The organism is Microbacterium sp. SA39 (genome assembly GCF_000967865.1).
Lineage (GTDB): Bacteria > Actinomycetota > Actinomycetes > Actinomycetales > Microbacteriaceae > Microbacterium.
The window spans coordinates 105,423-121,698 of sequence record NZ_JXRU01000036.1; the positions used below are offsets into that span (position 1 = coordinate 105,423).

Consider the following 16,276-nt stretch of genomic DNA (forward strand, 5'->3'; position numbering starts at 1 on the left):
CCCCGCCGCTCTGCAGCCGTCAGCCGGAGATCGCCCGCACCGCGTCCGCGACCAGCCGGGCGAGATGCTCCGGCGCTTGATCCGACAGCGGCTCCCTGCCGAACGTGAAGCGCACCGACGTCTGTGCGACCTCGGGCGGCACTCCGCAGGCGAGGAGCACGTGGGACGGCTCATCGCTGCCGGCCGCGCAGGCTGAGCCGCTCGACGAGATGACGCCCCTGCGCTCGAGTTCCAGCAGCACCGACTCGCCGCTCGTACCGGCGAAGGTGAAGCTCGCGGTCCCGGGGAGGCGATGCACGGGGTCGCCGGTGAGTGCGGCCACAGGGACGGCCCGCAGCACGGCGGCGATGAAGCGGGCTGTCGCGTCACCGACGCCGGCGAACGTGGCCTGCCGCGCCGCCTCGGCGAGTTCCAGCGCCGTCGCCAGGGCCACCGCACCCGCGACGTTCTCGGTACCCGAGCGGCGTCCGCGTTCCTGGCCGCCGCCGTGCAGGAGAGGTTCGAGTGGCACGCGTCCGCGCACCGCGAGCGCACCGATCCCCTTCGGGGCGCCGAGTTTGTGTCCGGCGATCGAGATGGCGTCGGCGCCGAGATCGCGCAGCGGCAGCCAACCTGCGGACTGCACCGCATCGAGGTGCAGGGGAACTCCGGCCGCGTGGGCGACCTCGGCCAGCGCGGCGGCGTCCTGGATCGTGCCGATCTCGTTGTTCGCGTGCCCGACGGAGACGAGGGCCGTATCGCCGCGGAGCGCCTCGGCCAGGGCAGCCGGATCGATGCGCCCTGCGGCGTCGACCACCAGCATGGTCACCGAGACGCCGTGGAAGCGCCGCAGGTACCTGGCTGACTCGAGGATCGACTCATGCTCGATGGGCGACACGACGAGATGACGTCTGTCCCGTTCGAGAGCGGCGAGAACGATGCCCTTGACCGCGAGGTTGTTCGCCTCCGTGCCCCCGGCCGCGAACACCACGTCGCTTCGGCGCATACCGAGCACAGACGCGACCCGCGTGCGGGCGTCGTCGAGAGCGCTCGCCGCAGCCTCACCCGCCGTGTGGTGGCTGGAGGGGTTGCCGAAGACTCCGGTGAGGTAGGGGCGCATCGCCTCGAGCGCCTCCGGTCGGACGGGAGATGTGGCCGCGTGGTCGAGGTAGAGCACGGCGTTTAGTCGATCCGCAGATCGAGGCCCAGGTCGAGAGCGCGAGCGGAGTGGGTGAGAGCGCCGACGGAGATCACGTCGACACCGGTCTCCGCGATGTGGCGCACCGTGTCGAGGTTCACCCCGCCGGAGGCCTCGACTGTCGCACGGTCCCCGATCAGGGCGACGCCCTCCCGCAGCTCATCGAGCGAGAAGTTGTCGAGCAGCACGGTGTGGGCGCCCCCGTCGAGCACGGCGGGGATCTGATCGAGGCGATCGACCTCGACCACGACGTGGGTGGTGTGCGGCAGGAGCGAGAGCGCGTCGCGGAGCGCGGTGGCGAGGTCGGCGCCCGAGCGCTTCAGCACGGCGAGATGGTTGTCCTTTGCCATCACCGCATCGGACAGGGAGTACCGGTGGTTGCGCGCCCCGCCGGATGCCACGGCGTGCCGCTCGAACGCCCGCAGGCCGGGGGTCGTCTTGCGGGTGTCGGCGATGCGCGCGCCCGTGCCCTCGACCGCGTGCACATAGGCGGCGGTCAGTGTTGCGATCCCGCTCATCCGCTGCGTGAAGTTCAGGGCTACGCGCTCGGCGGTGAGGATGCTGCGCGCCGAGCCTGAGACCGAGGCGAGCACGTCGCCGGGGGAGAACTCATCGCCGTCGCCGACGTGCAGGTCGACGATGAGGGCGGCGTCGGTGAGGGCGAACGCGGTGGCGAAGACCTCGCCGCCGCTGAACACGCCGGGTTCCCTCGCGACGAGGTCGGCAGTGGCCGTCGCCTCGACGGGAAGCAGGGTCGTGCTGGTGAGGTCTCCCCAGGGAGCGTCCTCCTCCAGGGCCGCGCCGACGACACGCGTGAGGATGGCGGGGGTGAGCATCAGACGGTCTCCAGGATCGGTGCAGGGGTGCGGGTCTCGGCATCCGAGAGGCGGTAGTGCGCGCCGACGGAACCCGGGCGGGCGAGGGCGGCGGATGCCGTCGCCTCGGCCAGCAGCAGCAGGTTCGCGTCTTCATGCTCAGCGAGCGTCGCCGGTGCCACGGCGCGTGCGCGCCAGGCTCGTACGGTCCGCAGCGCGTGCCGCAGGCCCTCCTCGGAACGCAGCAGCCCGACGTGGTCCCACATCAGCTGCTGCAGGGCCGCGCGTGAGAAGTGCGAGGAGAGGCGAGGCGTTTCACCTCGTCGGTGCGCTCCTCGCTCAACGACCGGGGCAGCTCGTTCGTTGAGCGAGCGGAGCGAGACGAAACGCCAGGGCTCACCGAGCGCCGCGGCCGCCCTTGCCCCGAAGACCGCACCCTCGAGCAGGGAGTTCGAGGCGAGCCGATTGGCGCCGTGCACGCCGGTGCGTGCGACCTCGCCGACCGCGAAGAGCCCGGGGATCGTGCTGCGGCCGTGCAGGTCGGTGACGATGCCGCCCATCAGATAGTGCGCAGCAGGTGTCACCGGGATGGGCTCGGTCGACCAGTCGAAGCCGCGTTCGCGTGTGACCCGGTCGATGGTCGGGAATCGCCTCGTCAGCGTCGTCCGCCCCAGCATCGTGGCATCCAGGCGCGCGGGCGTTCCCTGCACCGCTGCTCGTCGGACGATCGCTCGGGAGACGACGTCGCGCGGCGCGAGCTCGCCGTCGGGGTGGCTGTCGAACACGAAGCGTCGGCCTTGCTCATCGAGCAGAGTGGCGCCCTCTCCGCGCACGGCTTCCGAGATCAGGAAGGCGGGACCGGCCGAGAGGATCGTCGGGTGGAACTGGACGAACTCCAGGTCCGCGACGGCTGCGCCCGCGCGAAGGGCGGCGGCGATCCCGTCTCCGGTCGTCCCCGCCGGATTGGTCGTGTGCGCGTACAGGTGCCCTGCGCCGCCGGTCGCGAGAATGACGGCATCCGCGGAGAGTTCCGACACGTGGTCCCCGCGCAGCAGGCGGATGCCGCGCACCGCGCCCTCGACCACCACGAGGTCGGTGAGCAGCGCATGGTCGATGACCTCGATCGATGCCCGACGCACCGCCGCGACGAGAGCACGGGCGATCGCGGCGCCCGTCGCGTCTCCGCCGGCATGCACGATGCGGGCGTGGCTGTGCGCTGCCTCACGACCGAGCAGCAGCGAGCCCTCGGCGTCGCGGTCGAAGGCGACGCCGCGCGCGATCAGCTCGGCGATGCGGTCGACGCCGTCCGTGACGAGGGCGTCGACGGCGTCGGCTTCGGACAGACCGGCGCCCGCGGTCAGCGTGTCGGCCGCGTGCTGCTCCTTCGAATCGCCGATGCCGTACATCCCGGCGACGCCGCCCTGCGCGTATCCCGTGCTGCCGTCGCCGAGCTCGCCCTTCGTGACGACCGTGACCGCGTGCCCGGCCTCGTGCGCGTGGAGAGCGGCGGTGAGCCCGGCGATGCCCGAGCCGACCACGAGGACGTTCATCGCGCTCCGGCCCTCACCGGCGGCTTCGTCGCCAGCATCCGCTCCAGTGCCAGGCGCGCGGGCTCGGCGACATCGTCGGAGACCGTGATCCGGTTGGGCGTGCGCCCCACCACGAGCTCTTCGAGCACCCAGGCCAGGTATCCGGGGTGGATGCGGTACATGGTGGAGCAGGGGCACACGACCGGGTCGAGACAGAAGATCTCGTGCTGCGGGTACTGGGCCGCAAGCCGGCGGACCAGGTTGATCTCGGTGCCGATCGCGAACGTCGTGGGCTCCGCGGCCGAGTCGATCGCGCGACGGATGTACTCGGTCGAGCCGGCCTCGTCCGCGGCATCCACGACCTCCATCGGGCACTCCGGGTGCACGATGACGCGCACGCCGGGGTGCTCGGCGCGCGCCTGATCGATCTGCGCGACCGTGAAGCGCCGGTGCACCGAGCAGAACCCGTGCCACAGGATCACACGGGAGTCGACGAGTTCCGCCTCGGAGGAACCGCCGAGCGGACGGCGAGGGTTCCACATCGGCATCTGCTCCAGCGGCACGCCCATCGCCTTCGCCGTGTTGCGGCCGAGGTGCTGATCGGGGAAGAAGAGCACGCGCTGCCCGCGCTCGAACGCCCACTCGAGCACGGTCTCGGCGTTCGAGGACGTGCAGACGATGCCGCCGTGTCGCCCGACGAAACCCTTGATCGCCGCGGACGAGTTCATATAGGTGACCGGGATGACGGGCACTCGGCCGTCGGCATCCGGTGTGTCGAGGTCGCCCAGGACATCCGCGAGCTGTTCCCAGCACTCCTCGACCTGATCGATGTCGGCCATGTCGGCCATCGAGCATCCGGCGGCGAGGTTCGGGAGGATCACTGCCTGCTCCGGCTGGGAGAGCAGATCGGCGGTCTCGGCCATGAAGTGCACGCCGCAGAACACGATCGCCTCGGCATCCGTCCGTCCCTTGGCCGCCGTCGCGAGCTGGAAGGAGTCGCCGACGTAGTCCGCGTGCCGCACGACCTCTTCGCGCTGGTAGAAGTGGCCGAGGATGACGACGCGGTCGCCGAGAGCGGCCTTCGCGGCGATGATGCGCGCGTGCAGTTCGTCCTCATCGGCTTCGCGGTACGCGGCCGGGAGCTCGCCCTGACGCGGAGCGCCGGTCGGGATGACGTCGCCCATCGACGACCCGGGACCGTAGCCCGGGCGGGTGTCGAAATCCCAGGGGCCGGCCGCGAGATCGGTCGCGCAGGTGGCGTCGGTCGACGTACCGCCGACGATCGCCTGGATCGCGTGATCGACCGACGGGTCCAGCGACGGAACCGCGGGGGTGGGGACGAAGGTGGTGCTCATCGGATGCTCGTTTCTTCGGAACCGAGCGGGCCGCGGTCGGCCAACTCGACATCGGTGTTGTAGCGGTACAGACGTGCAGGTCGGTGGTTTCCGGTGCGGAAGCGCTCGGTGGGGAGGAGGTTTCCCGTCGCCTCGACCTGACGTCGGAAGTTGGCGGGGTCGAGGTGCTTGGCGAGGATCGCCTCGTACGCCTCGCGGAGGTCGGCGAGCGTGAACTCGGCGGGGAGGAAGCCGTGTGCGACGCGGCTGTAGCCGACCTTGTTCCGCAGCCGCCAGAGCGCGTACTCGATGATCTTCGCGTGGTCGAAGGCGAGTGCCGGAAGCGCATCGATGTCGAACCACTGCACGTTCTCGGGCGCGTGGCCGGATGCCAGGTGCGCGGCGCTCTGCGCCATGACGTCGTCCTGACGCAGCAGCGCCCAGTAGACGATCGAGACGACGCGCGTGGGGGAGCGGTCGACGGCGCCGAAGGCGTACAGCTGCTCGAGGTAGCTGGGCGCGAGACCGGTCGTCTCGGCGAGCGTACGGGCGGCGGCGTCGACGGGTGATTCGGTCTCGGTAAGCCAGCCGCCGGGGAGCGCCCATTGATCGGCGAAGGGCTCGCGGGTGCGCCGTACCAGAGGCAGGGCGAGACCCGCGTCGCCGTCGTCTCCGCGGCGCAGCGTGAGGATCGCCGTCGAGACGGCCACCCGGATGCCACTGCTTCGAGTCATGAGTACCTTAACCTCCGAGATCGATCTTAGTGTCCTCCTGACCCTTAGTGCGCGCAGATGACGTTTTCTCTCGCCGAGTCCGAAACGTTATCTCGCGGCCTCGAGGAGGGTTGTTCACCGCGACGGGGTTTGTTAGGTTACTGTCCTAACAAACCCTGCGAGGTCGGCCACCGATTCTTCCCGGGTTTGCCCGGACCCCACGTCGGGGTTCAGCTCCATCCGGAGAAATCCCTCCTGCAGTGCAGCACCGAGAGGAAACAGAAGAATGATCCGTAACGGAAAGCGCAAGATCGCGCTCACCGCCGTCGCAGGGGCATCCGTCCTCGCCATGGGCCTCACCGCCTGCGGCACCGGCGGCAGCGGCGACGACGGCAACGCCGACGGCGACCGGGCCCTTCGGGTCTGGGCCGGCAGCCAGACGCCCATCACCGCCAACTACAACCCGTTCGCCCCGACCGTGCTCCACGGCGCGCTCGGACCCATCTACGAGCCGCTGTTCTTCTTCAACAAGACGGCCGACTCCGAGCCCGTGGGCCTGATCGGCGACTCGTACGAGTACAACGAGGACGGCACGGTGATCACGATCACCATCAAGCCCGACCTGAAGTGGAGCGACGGAGAGCCCCTCACGGCGAAGGACGTCGCGTTCTCCTTCAACTACGAGGCGAACAACCCCGAGGGCAACGGACTCGTGTCGGCCGAGGCCACCGACGACACCACCGTCGTGCTGACCTACTCGGCCGCGCAGTACACCACCGAGTTCCAGCGCCTCGGCTCGACCTACATCCTGCCCGAGCACATCTGGTCCGAGGTCACCGACTTCGCGAACTTCGCGAACGAGGAGCCGGTCGGCTCCGGCGCCTATGTCGTCGACAAGACCACCAGCGAGTCGTACACCCTTGTGGCGAACGAGAACTTCCGCGGCGCGGACGAGCTCGGGGTCAAGAAGGTCCAGTACATCGCGGTCGACAACAACCAGACCGCGCAGGACCTGCTCGCCGCCGGTGAGCTCGACTGGACCGGCATGTTCATCCCGAACCCGGACGATGTGACCGGCAACGGCAAGATCGACTGGGTCAACACGCCGCAGGACCCGACCGTCCTCTACACGTGCTCGAACGCCGAGCTCGGCTGCACCGGCCCGCAGACCGATGTCGCCGTGCGTCAGGCGCTCAACGTCGCGATCGATCGCGCCACGATCAAGGACAAGGCGTTCGTCGGACTCACCGGCGACATCTCGCCGACGTACGCTCTTCTCCCGCGTGACGAGAAGTGGGTCGCGGATGCCGCCAACGAGGTCAGCCCCCAGGAGGCGGACGCCGCTGAGGCGGGCGCGATCCTCGAGGCCGCCGGCTACACGAAGGACGGCGACTTCTACGCGAAGGACGGCGTTCCGCTCGAGCTGACGCTGACCTCGGTCGACGGCTGGACCGACTACAACGACGCAGCCAAGCTGATCGCCGAGCAGGCGGCAGCCGCCGGCATCAAGATCACGGCCTCCACGGTGCAGTGGCAGGAGTTCTCCGACTCCCGTCAGGGTGGCGACTTCCAGCTGATCGTCGGTGGAATGATCGGCACCTCGGTCGCCGACCCGTTCCAGATCTACCGCGACTGGTTCGGCGGCACGGACGTGCAGTCGACGAGCCCGGTGGGCACCGAGGTTCCGGCCGGCCGCTGGAACTTCAGCCGCTACAGCAACCCGACGGTCGACGCCGCCATCCAGTCGGCGATCAGCACGGATGACGAGGCCGAGAAGAAGGCGCTGTACGGCACGATCCAGACCGAGATCGTGAAGGACCTGCCCTACATCCCGCTCGTGATCAACGCCACCCAGACGTTCTACAACACGCAGGACTACACGGGCTGGCCGACCGAGGAGGACATGTACGCCTTCCCGCCGTCCTGGGGTGCCATCGCGGCAGGCTACGTCCTGACGCAGCTGCAGCCGGCGAAGTAGCAGAAGGGGTGGGGAAGCAGGAAGCAGTGACATGAAGTTCTATGCACGACGAATCGGGTTCTACGCGTTCACGCTCTGGGCCGCGATCTCACTCAACTTCCTGCTTCCCCGGCTCATGCCGGGGAACCCGGCCGACATCATGATCGCCAAGATGCAGCGGGCGGGTGGCGAGATCTCCGAGACCACCATCCGCAACATCAAACTGCTGCTCGGCGGTGATGATGCGTCTCTGTGGGAGCAGTACCTGGCCTACTGGGGTCGCATGTTCCGCGGTGATCTCGGGATCTCGGTGACGAAGTACCCCACTCCGGTGACGGAGCTCATCGCCGGCGCTCTTCCCTGGACGCTCATCCTGGTCGGCACCGCGACCGTGATCTCCTTCATCCTCGGTGTCGCGCTCGGCGCCTGGGCGGGCTGGAAGCGGGGCACCTGGGTCGATCACCTGATCCCGGCGACGACGGTGCTCCAGTCGATCCCGTACTTCTGGATGGCGCTCATCCTGGTCGCCGTGTTCGCGGTGGGACTCGGATGGTTCCCGATCTTCGGCGGCTACGACGTCTTCGACTTCCCCGAGGGACCCGAGCCGACCTGGGCGTTCTTCTCCGATGCGCTGGCCCATTCGATCCTCCCCGCCCTCACGATCGTGATCAGCTCGGTCGGCGGCTGGATGTTCGGCATGCGCAACATGATGGTCGCGACCATGGCGGAGGACTACGTGCTCACCGCGGAGGCCAAGGGTCTCCGGCCCCGCCGCATCCTCACCACCTACGCCTCCCGGAACGCCGCGATCCCGTCGATCGCCGGCTTCTCGATCACCCTGGGCTTCGTCGTCTCAGGCTCCATCGTCATGGAACAGGTGTTCACCTACCCCGGCATCGGGAAGCTGATGTTCCAGGCCGTGACGAACAACGATTACGCCCTGATGCAGGGGCTGTTCCTCGTGATCACGATCACCGTGCTCGCCGCCAACTTCTTCATGGACCTCGTCTATGGCTTCATCGACCCGAGGGCTCGCCAGAATGTCTGATCCGCAGAACACCGCCGGACTCCTGACCGTCGAGGAGCAGCCGATGACGTCGCCGGCCAGCACGGTCTCGCTCGCGACGCAGCAGGGGCGCAAGCGCCGCATCCTCCCCAGCACCTCTCCGAAGTTCATCGTCGGCATCGTGCTCGTGGTGGCCACCGTGCTGTTCGCGGTCATCGCGCCGCTCTTCACGCAAGACCCCCGCAGCACCGCGAACCCGGCCCTGCAACCGCCCTCGGCGGAGCACTGGCTCGGCACGACGAAGCTCGGCAACGACATGTTCGCCCAGCTCGCGATCGGCGCCCAGGGCTCACTACTGGTCGGACTCGTCGCCAGCGTCATCGCGATCGTGCTGTCGCTCGTCTTCGGCGTCCTCGCCGGGTACCTGGGTGGATGGCGGGAAGACGGTCTCGCCCTCATCACCAACGTGATGATCGTGATCCCCGCGCTTCCGCTGGTCATGGTGATCGCGTCGTTCGTGCCGCAGCGCACGTGGCAGCTGGTCGCCATCTTCCTCGGCGTCACCTCGTGGGCAGGGGCCGCCTACGTGCTCCGTCTGCAGACGCGATCGCTGCGGACGCGAGACTACGTCTACGCATCGAAGGTCGCGGGGGAGCGGTCCTTCCGGGTGATCCTCGTCGAGATCATGCCCAACCTCCTGCCGCTGCTGACCGCGCAGTTCCTCTTCGCCCTCATCTTCGCGATCCTCGGCGAAGCCGGGCTCTCGTACCTCGGTCTCGGACCGACGGACTCGATCACGTGGGGGACGATCCTCAACGACGCGCAGTCCGGACAGGCGCTCGGCCGAGGTGCGTGGTGGTGGTTCGTTCCCCCGGGCATCATGATCGCGCTGCTCGGCGCCGGACTCGCGCTGATCAACTTCGCGATCGACGAGGTCATCAACCCGAAGCTCCGCAACGCTCCCGACGCGGCGCGTCGCGTGCGCAAGGCCGCCAAGACCAAGGGGGTCACCGCATGACCGAGGCAGTGCTGACCGCAACCAACGTGTCGATCGAGTACGAGGTCGATCCGCCCGTCAAAGCTGTGCGCAACGTGTCGCTGACGCTGCACCGGGGCGAGATCCTGGGCCTCGCGGGCGAATCCGGGTGTGGCAAGACGACGCTCGCCTACGGGATGAATCGCCTCCTCAAGGCGCCGGCACTGATGACGAGCGGCGAGATCGTGTTCCACGACCGCGACGGGCACGACATCGACATCGTGGGGTTGAGCGGGGACGGCCTCAGAGCGTTCCGCTGGGACAAGATCTCGATGGTCTTCCAGGGAGCGATGAACTCGCTCAACCCGGTGATCGACGTGAAGGCGCAGATCTTCGACATCTTCGACACCCACCGCCCCGGCATGTCGAAGAAGGCGAAGAAGGAGCGGGCTGAAGAGCTGCTCACGCTGGTCGGGGTCGACCCGAGCCGGCTGACGAGCTTCCCGCACGAACTCTCGGGCGGCATGCGACAGCGCATGATGATCGCGATGGCCTTGGCCCTCGATCCGCAGGTCATGATCATGGACGAGCCGACCACCGCTCTCGACGTCGTCGTACAGCGCGGCATCATCCGCGAGATCATGCGGTTGCGCGAGCGTCTCGGGTTCGCGGTCATCTTCATCACCCACGACCTGCCGATGCTGATCGAGATCAGCGACCGGATCGCGGTGATGCTGCAGGGACAGATCGTCGAGCAGGGCACGGCGGAGCAGATCTACCGGACCCCGCAGCACGAGTACACGAAGAAGCTGCTGTCGAGTTTCCCCTCGCTGAAGGGGGAGCGCGGCGACTTCGTCCGCACCGGCGTCAGCCAGGAGGGGACCCGATGAGCATCAAGGCGGATGCCGCGCGCGGCACGGGCACGCTGGAGGCACGGAACCTCACCAAGGACTTCCACCTGCGCTCCGGCTTCAAGACCACGGTGCTGCACGCGGTCAAGGACGTGTCGTTCACGCTCGAGCCGGGCCGGACGGTCGCGCTCGTCGGCGAGTCGGGCTCGGGCAAGTCGACGATCGCCCGGATGCTGATGAAGCTGGAGACGCCGACGAGCGGAGAGATCCTCCTCGACGGCAAGCCGTCCGGCACTCGCGGTGGTGCGCTGGAGCGGTATCGCTCGGACGTGCAGATGGTGTTCCAGGACCCGTTCGCCTCGCTGAACCCGTTCCACACGATCGTTCATCACCTGGAGCGGCCCATCCGGCTGCATCATCCCGAACTCAGCCGCGCCGAGGTGCGCGAACGAGCCGTGCAGCTGCTGGAACGCGTGCGGCTCACCCCGGGCGAGAGCTTCGCGGAACGCCGCCCGCACGAGCTGTCGGGCGGACAGCGGCAGCGTGTGGCGATCGCGCGGGCCCTCGCACCGGGGGCGCGGTTCATCGTGGCTGACGAGCCGGTGTCGATGCTCGACGTGTCGATCCGTCTCGGGGTGCTGAACCTCCTCGCCGATCTGCAGCGCGAGGAGAACCTCGGCGTGCTGTACATCACTCACGACCTGGCGACCGCCCGGCACTTCTCCGACGAGATCATGGTGCTCTACAAGGGCGACGTGGTCGAGCGCGGCCCCGCCGACGAGGTCATCCTCAACCCGCAGCACGAGTACACGACGACGCTCCTCGGCGCGGCTCCCGAGCCCGACAACCTCGGCAAGCTGCGCGATGAGGTGCGGGCCGAGCTCGGCATCGTAGGCTGACGGGGCGACTCCGGTCGCACTTTCTGGCGACCGGAACGCGCTCTCGGCTGCCGAGGGTCTCGGGCTAGACTGAACCCACAACTGAAGACAGGCCGAATGACCCCCGCGGGAGAGCCCCGGCGAACGCAGCCGGGCACCGAAGGAGCAAGCCTCCCCGCCAATCTCTCAGGTAACGCGTACCGCGCGGTTCCGGCCACTCTGAAAAGCGATTTCGAGCGCAGCAAGAAATCGGGTTGAGCGAAGGCGTCCGCGCCCGAGTCGAAACCCCGGTGAGACGAGTTCCGCGAGTCTCCCCGTTCTTGCTCTCGGTCTGAGAGTCGAGTGAATCCCGAGGCGTTTCGTCTCGCTCCGCTCGCTCAACGACCGAACGTGAAGAAGTCCGCCGACGGTGAAAGCCCCCCAGGTGCGGGTGAAGCTCTCAGGCCCATGACAGAGGGGGAGTTCCGAGGAACGTCGATGCCGCCGTTCCGCCCGTACCAGCCCGGGAGAACTCCATGTCCGACCCCCGCTACACCCCGCTGCGAGAGCGCCACGAGGCACTCGGCGCCTCGTTCACCGACTTCGGCGGCTGGCAGATGCCGGTGCGCTACACCTCCGACCTCGCCGAGCACCACGCCGTGCGTCAGGCCGCGGGCATCTTCGACATCTCGCACATGGCCGAGTTCCTCGTCACGGGCGAGAGCGCGGGGGAATTCCTCGACTACGCGCTCGCCGGTCGCCTCTCGGCGATGCCCGTCGGCAAGGCGAAGTACTCCCTGATGCTCTCCGACGCAGGCGGCATCGTCGACGATGTGATCGTCTACCGTCTCGCCGACGACCGGTACCTCGTGATCGCGAACGCAGGCAACCGAGGGTTTGTCGATGCAGCCTTCGCCAAACGCATCCGCTCCTTCCCCTCGCTCATCGAACGGCAGTCTCCGGCGCGGGCGGAGGGCGAGGAGCGCAGCTTCGCCGGCTTCCTGGGGGATCGGGGGGTCGATGTCGAGGACGTGTCCGAGTCCTTCGCCCTCATCGCCGTCCAGGGGCCCGCCGCCGAGGCCATCGTCGCCGCGACCGCCGGGATCACCGATGTCTCGACGCCGTGGGAGGCGCAGAAGTACTACGCCTGGGCCGATGCGCGCTTCGAGGGCGAGTCGCTGCTGCTCGCCCGCACCGGATACACCGGAGAGGACGGCTTCGAGCTGCTGGTGCGCGCCGCCGACGCACCGGTCCTGTGGGATGCGCTGATGACGGCCGGAGAGCCCCACGGCCTCGTGCCCGCCGGACTCGCCGCGCGGGACACGCTCCGCCTCGAGGCGGGGATGCCGCTGTACGGCCACGAGCTGACCACCGAGACGAAGCCTGCGCAGGCCGGCCTCGGTCGTGTCGTCGTGTCCGAGAAGGAGAGCTTCGTCGGGAAGGATGCCGTCGCCGCGGCATCAGGTGCGCCCGTCCTCGTTGGCCTCGTGGCCGAGGGCAAGCGCGCCGGCCGCGCCGGCTACGCCGTGGAGGATGCCGACGGCGCCATGATCGGCGAGATCACCAGCGGAGCCCTCAGCCCGACCCTCGGCCATCCGATCGCGATGGCCTACGTGACCCCTTCTTCCGCGGAAGAGGGAACCGCAGTATTCCTTGATGTGCGGGGGACGAAGATCCCCGCGACCGTGACCGCCCTGCCTTTCTACCGGAGGATGAAATGACCGATCTCAGCGCGCTGAAGTACACCGAAGAGCACGAGTGGATCGCCGTCGCCGGCGATACGGTCACGGTCGGCATCACCGACTACGCCGCCGAGAAGCTGGGCGATGTCGTGTTCGTCGAGCTGCCCGCCGTCGGCACCGAGCTCACCGCCGGCGCGATCGTCGGAGAGATCGAGTCGACCAAGTCCGTGGGCGAGCTGTACGCGCCCGTCGCCGGCACGGTCGTCGAGATCAACGACGCCGCCGTCGACGACCCCTCGCTGGTCAACGCCGAGCCCTTCGAGGGCGGGTGGCTGATCAAGGTGTCCGTCGCCGACGGCGCTCTCGACGGCCTGCTCGACCGCGACGCCTACGTCGCCCTGACGGAGGGCTGATCCGCCCGTGGTCTCTTTCGCCGATCGTCACATCGGGCCGACGGATGCCGCCCAGCGCACCATGCTGGATGCGCTCGAGGTCACCTCCCCGCTCGAGGACTGGAGTCCGGTCGAGGCGCTGATGCGCCAGGCCGTCCCGTCCTCGATCTTCACCGGCCCCGCCTCGGGCGCGGATGCCCTGTCGTCCACCATCCCGGCCGCGGCGAGCGAGACCGAAGCGCTGGCCGAGCTGCGCGCCCTCGCGTCGCGGAACGCCGTGAACCGCCCGATGATCGGCCTCGGCTACTACGGCACCATCACGCCGCAGGTGATCCAGCGCAACGTGCTCGAGAACCCGTCGTGGTACACGGCCTACACGCCGTACCAGCCCGAGATCTCGCAGGGCCGCCTGGAAGCGCTCATCAACTTCCAGACGATGGTCGCGGAGCTCACCGGTCTCACGACGGCGAACGCGTCGATGCTCGACGAGTCCACCGCGGTCGTGGAGGGCATGCTGCTCGCCCGTCGCGCCTCGAAGTCCACCTCGAACGTGTTCGCGGTCGACGCGGACGCGTTCCCGCAGACGAAGGCCCTGCTGGCCACGCGGGCGGATGCCGTCGGCATCGAGCTCATGATCGTCGACTTCGCCGCGGGTGAGGAACTCCCGACAGAGCTGTTCGGCGTCTTCGTGCAGTACCCCGGTGCGTCCGGACGGGTCTGGGAACCCTCGGCCGTCATCGACGCCGCCCACCTCGCCGGTGGTCTCGCAGTCGCCGCCGCCGACCTGCTCGCGCTCACCCTCATCTCGTCTCCCGGTTCGCTCGGCGCGGACGTCGCGGTCGGCACGACCCAGCGGTTCGGCGTGCCGATGGGATTCGGCGGTCCGCACGCGGGATACATGGCCGTGCGTGCGGGCCTCGAACGGCAGCTGCCCGGTCGCCTGGTCGGCGTCTCTGTGGATGCCGACGGCAGGCCCGCGTACCGCCTCTCGCTGCAGACCCGCGAGCAGCACATCCGCCGCGAGAAGGCCACGTCGAACATCTGCACCGCGCAGGTGCTGCTCGCCGTCATGGCGTCGATGTATGCGGTCTACCACGGGCCGGACGGGCTCAAGGCGATCGCCCGCGAGGTCGCCGACAAGGCGCTCCTCCTCCGGGACTGGTTGAGAGAAGCCGGCGCCGAGGTCGTGCACGACGCGTTCTTCGACACCCTGTCCGTCCGGGTTCCGGGGCGCGCGGCTGAGCTCGTCGCCGAGGCGCATGACACCCACGGCATCCTGCTCCACGCGGCGGATGCCGACACCGTGAGCATCTCCGTCGACGAGACGACGACCTACGGTGAACTGCATCAGGTGGCCATGGTGTTCGGCGGTCAGCAGCAGCGCGCCTTCGGACGCTTCGCGAGCGGCTCCCACGGTGCTCTGCCCGACGGACTCATCCGCCAGGACGACTACCTGACCCACCCGGTCTTCCACGCGCACCGCAGCGAGACCGCGATGATGCGCTACCTGAAGAGCCTCGCCGACCGCGACTACGCGCTCGATCGTGGAATGATCCCGCTGGGATCCTGCACGATGAAGCTCAACGCGGCGAGCGAGATGGCAGCGATCACGTGGCCCGAATTCGCGGGCATCCACCCGTTCGCACCGGCATCCGACGTGCAGGGCTATCTCGACCTCATCGAGCAGCTGGAGGGCTGGCTCGCCGAGGTCACCGGGTATGACGCCGTCTCACTGCAGCCGAACGCCGGCTCGCAGGGCGAGCTGGCCGGGCTCCTCGCGATCCGCGGCTATCACCTCGCGAACGGCGACACGCAGCGCACGGTGTGCCTCATCCCGTCGTCGGCGCACGGCACGAACGCCGCCTCCGCCGTCCTCGCCGGGATGAAGGTCGTCGTGGTCGCCTGCGATGAGCTCGGCAACGTGGACCTCGACGATCTCCGTGCGAAGATCGCCGCGCACGCCGACACCCTGTCGGCACTGATGATCACCTACCCGTCCACGCACGGTGTGTACGAGCACGACGTGGTGGAGATCACGGGCGCGGTGCATGACGCGGGCGGTCAGGTGTACGTCGACGGCGCGAACCTCAACGCGCTGCTGGGCTACGCACGGTTCGGCGACCTCGGCGGCGACGTCTCGCATCTCAACCTGCACAAGACGTTCGCGATCCCGCACGGCGGTGGCGGTCCCGGAGTCGGTCCGGTGGCGGCCAAGGCCCACCTGGCGCCGTTCCTGCCGTCGCACCCGCTCGCGCAGCGCGCTGAGCACTTCGGCGGATTCACGTTCGAGGGCGGAGTGGTGTCGGCAGCGCCGTACGGCTCTGCGGGCATCCTGCCGATCTCGTGGGCGTACGTGCGGATGATGGGCGCCGACGGCCTCCGCCGCGCGACCGCGGCCGCGGTGCTCTCGGCGAACTACATCGCCGCGCGCCTGGGCGAGCACTACCCGGTGCTCTACACGGGTGAGAACGGACGGGTCGCACACGAGTGCATCCTCGATCTGCGTCCGCTTCGAGAAGCCACGGGGATCACGGTCGACGACGTCGCCAAGCGCCTGATCGACTACGGCTTCCACGCTCCGACCATGTCGTTCCCCGTCGCGGGCACGCTCATGGTCGAGCCGACGGAGTCGGAGGACATCGGCGAGATCGACCGCTTCATCGAGGCCATGATCCTGATCAAGGCAGAGGCGGATGCCGTCGCGGCAGGCCGCTGGCCCGCCGACGACAACCCTCTGGTGCACGCCCCCCACACCGCGGTCTCACTGATCTCGGGGGAGTGGACGCACGCCTACACCCGCGAGGACGCCGCATACCCGGTGCACGCACTGGTCGCGGGGAAGTACTGGCCGCCGGTACGCCGCATCGACCCGGCCTACGGCGACCGCAACCTGGTCTGCGCCTGCCCTCCGGTGGAGGCCTTCGCCTGAACAGGACGCTCGTCATGAAGCGGCGCCGCACCCCTGACGGGGTGCGGCGCCGTTTCAT

At 68.7% G+C, this 16,276-nt stretch carries 13 protein-coding genes and 1 riboswitch; of the genes, 8 read left to right on the forward strand and 5 right to left on the reverse strand.

Features of this window, described 5'->3' with window-relative positions; all coding sequences use genetic code 11:
* Positions 1-19: 19 nt before the first annotated feature.
* From RS85_RS12850 to RS85_RS12870, 5 genes are read right to left on the reverse strand one after another with little or no spacing between them, the layout of a single operon-like run.
* Positions 20-1,156: a cysteine desulfurase family protein gene (locus tag RS85_RS12850; RefSeq protein WP_046013856.1), complete on the reverse strand. Its 1,137-nt coding sequence runs from the start codon at positions 1,154-1,156 to the stop codon at positions 20-22.
* A 5-nt stretch (positions 1,157-1,161) separates the two neighbouring features.
* Positions 1,162-2,013 (reverse strand): carboxylating nicotinate-nucleotide diphosphorylase, encoded by an 852-nt coding sequence (gene nadC / locus RS85_RS12855; protein ID WP_046013857.1) that lies wholly within the window; start codon positions 2,011-2,013, stop codon positions 1,162-1,164.
* The gene (gene nadB, locus RS85_RS12860; protein ID WP_046013858.1) at positions 2,013-3,542 is read right to left on the reverse strand and encodes an L-aspartate oxidase; all 1,530 of its coding nucleotides are present in this window, start codon (positions 3,540-3,542) and stop codon (positions 2,013-2,015) included. Before nadB ends, nadC begins: the two co-directional genes overlap by 1 nt.
* The gene (nadA, locus tag RS85_RS12865; RefSeq protein WP_046013859.1) at positions 3,539-4,876 is read right to left on the reverse strand and encodes a quinolinate synthase NadA; all 1,338 of its coding nucleotides are present in this window, start codon (positions 4,874-4,876) and stop codon (positions 3,539-3,541) included. The genes nadB and nadA overlap by 4 nt, the downstream gene beginning before the upstream one ends.
* Positions 4,873-5,589 (reverse strand): NUDIX hydrolase, encoded by a 717-nt coding sequence (locus tag RS85_RS12870; RefSeq protein ID WP_046013860.1) that lies wholly within the window; start codon positions 5,587-5,589, stop codon positions 4,873-4,875. Before RS85_RS12870 ends, nadA begins: the two co-directional genes overlap by 4 nt.
* Positions 5,590-5,854: 265 nt before the next feature.
* Between RS85_RS12870 and RS85_RS12875 the strand changes: the two genes are divergently transcribed.
* From RS85_RS12875 to gcvP, 8 genes are all read left to right on the forward strand, one after another.
* Positions 5,855-7,546 carry an ABC transporter substrate-binding protein gene (locus RS85_RS12875; protein WP_046013861.1) on the forward strand — a complete coding sequence of 564 codons (1,692 nt, stop codon included), beginning with the start codon at positions 5,855-5,857 and terminating at the stop codon, positions 7,544-7,546.
* A 31-nt stretch (positions 7,547-7,577) separates the two neighbouring features.
* Complete coding sequence (locus tag RS85_RS12880) at positions 7,578-8,573, forward strand: ABC transporter permease (RefSeq protein ID WP_046013862.1); 996 nt, start codon at positions 7,578-7,580, stop codon at positions 8,571-8,573.
* The gene (locus RS85_RS12885; protein WP_046013863.1) at positions 8,566-9,549 is read left to right on the forward strand and encodes an ABC transporter permease; all 984 of its coding nucleotides are present in this window, start codon (positions 8,566-8,568) and stop codon (positions 9,547-9,549) included. The genes RS85_RS12880 and RS85_RS12885 overlap by 8 nt, the downstream gene beginning before the upstream one ends.
* Positions 9,546-10,397 carry an ABC transporter ATP-binding protein gene (locus RS85_RS12890; RefSeq protein WP_046013864.1) on the forward strand — a complete coding sequence of 284 codons (852 nt, stop codon included), beginning with the start codon at positions 9,546-9,548 and terminating at the stop codon, positions 10,395-10,397. Before RS85_RS12885 ends, RS85_RS12890 begins: the two co-directional genes overlap by 4 nt.
* A complete protein-coding gene (locus RS85_RS12895) occupies positions 10,394-11,257 on the forward strand; it encodes an ABC transporter ATP-binding protein (RefSeq protein WP_046013865.1) in 864 nt (287 codons plus the stop codon). Before RS85_RS12890 ends, RS85_RS12895 begins: the two co-directional genes overlap by 4 nt.
* 96 nt (positions 11,258-11,353) lie before the next feature.
* Positions 11,354-11,449: riboswitch (glycine riboswitch) on the forward strand.
* Between the two features lie 302 nt (positions 11,450-11,751).
* Positions 11,752-12,936, forward strand: a complete 1,185-nt coding sequence (locus RS85_RS12900) for a glycine cleavage system aminomethyltransferase GcvT (protein WP_046013866.1) — start codon at positions 11,752-11,754, stop codon at positions 12,934-12,936.
* Positions 12,933-13,310: a glycine cleavage system protein GcvH gene (gene gcvH, locus RS85_RS12905; protein WP_046013867.1), complete on the forward strand. Its 378-nt coding sequence runs from the start codon at positions 12,933-12,935 to the stop codon at positions 13,308-13,310. Before RS85_RS12900 ends, gcvH begins: the two co-directional genes overlap by 4 nt.
* Positions 13,311-13,371: 61 nt before the next feature.
* The gene (gene gcvP, locus RS85_RS12910; protein ID WP_046013976.1) at positions 13,372-16,218 is read left to right on the forward strand and encodes an aminomethyl-transferring glycine dehydrogenase; all 2,847 of its coding nucleotides are present in this window, start codon (positions 13,372-13,374) and stop codon (positions 16,216-16,218) included.
* Positions 16,219-16,276: the final 58 nt, after the last annotated feature.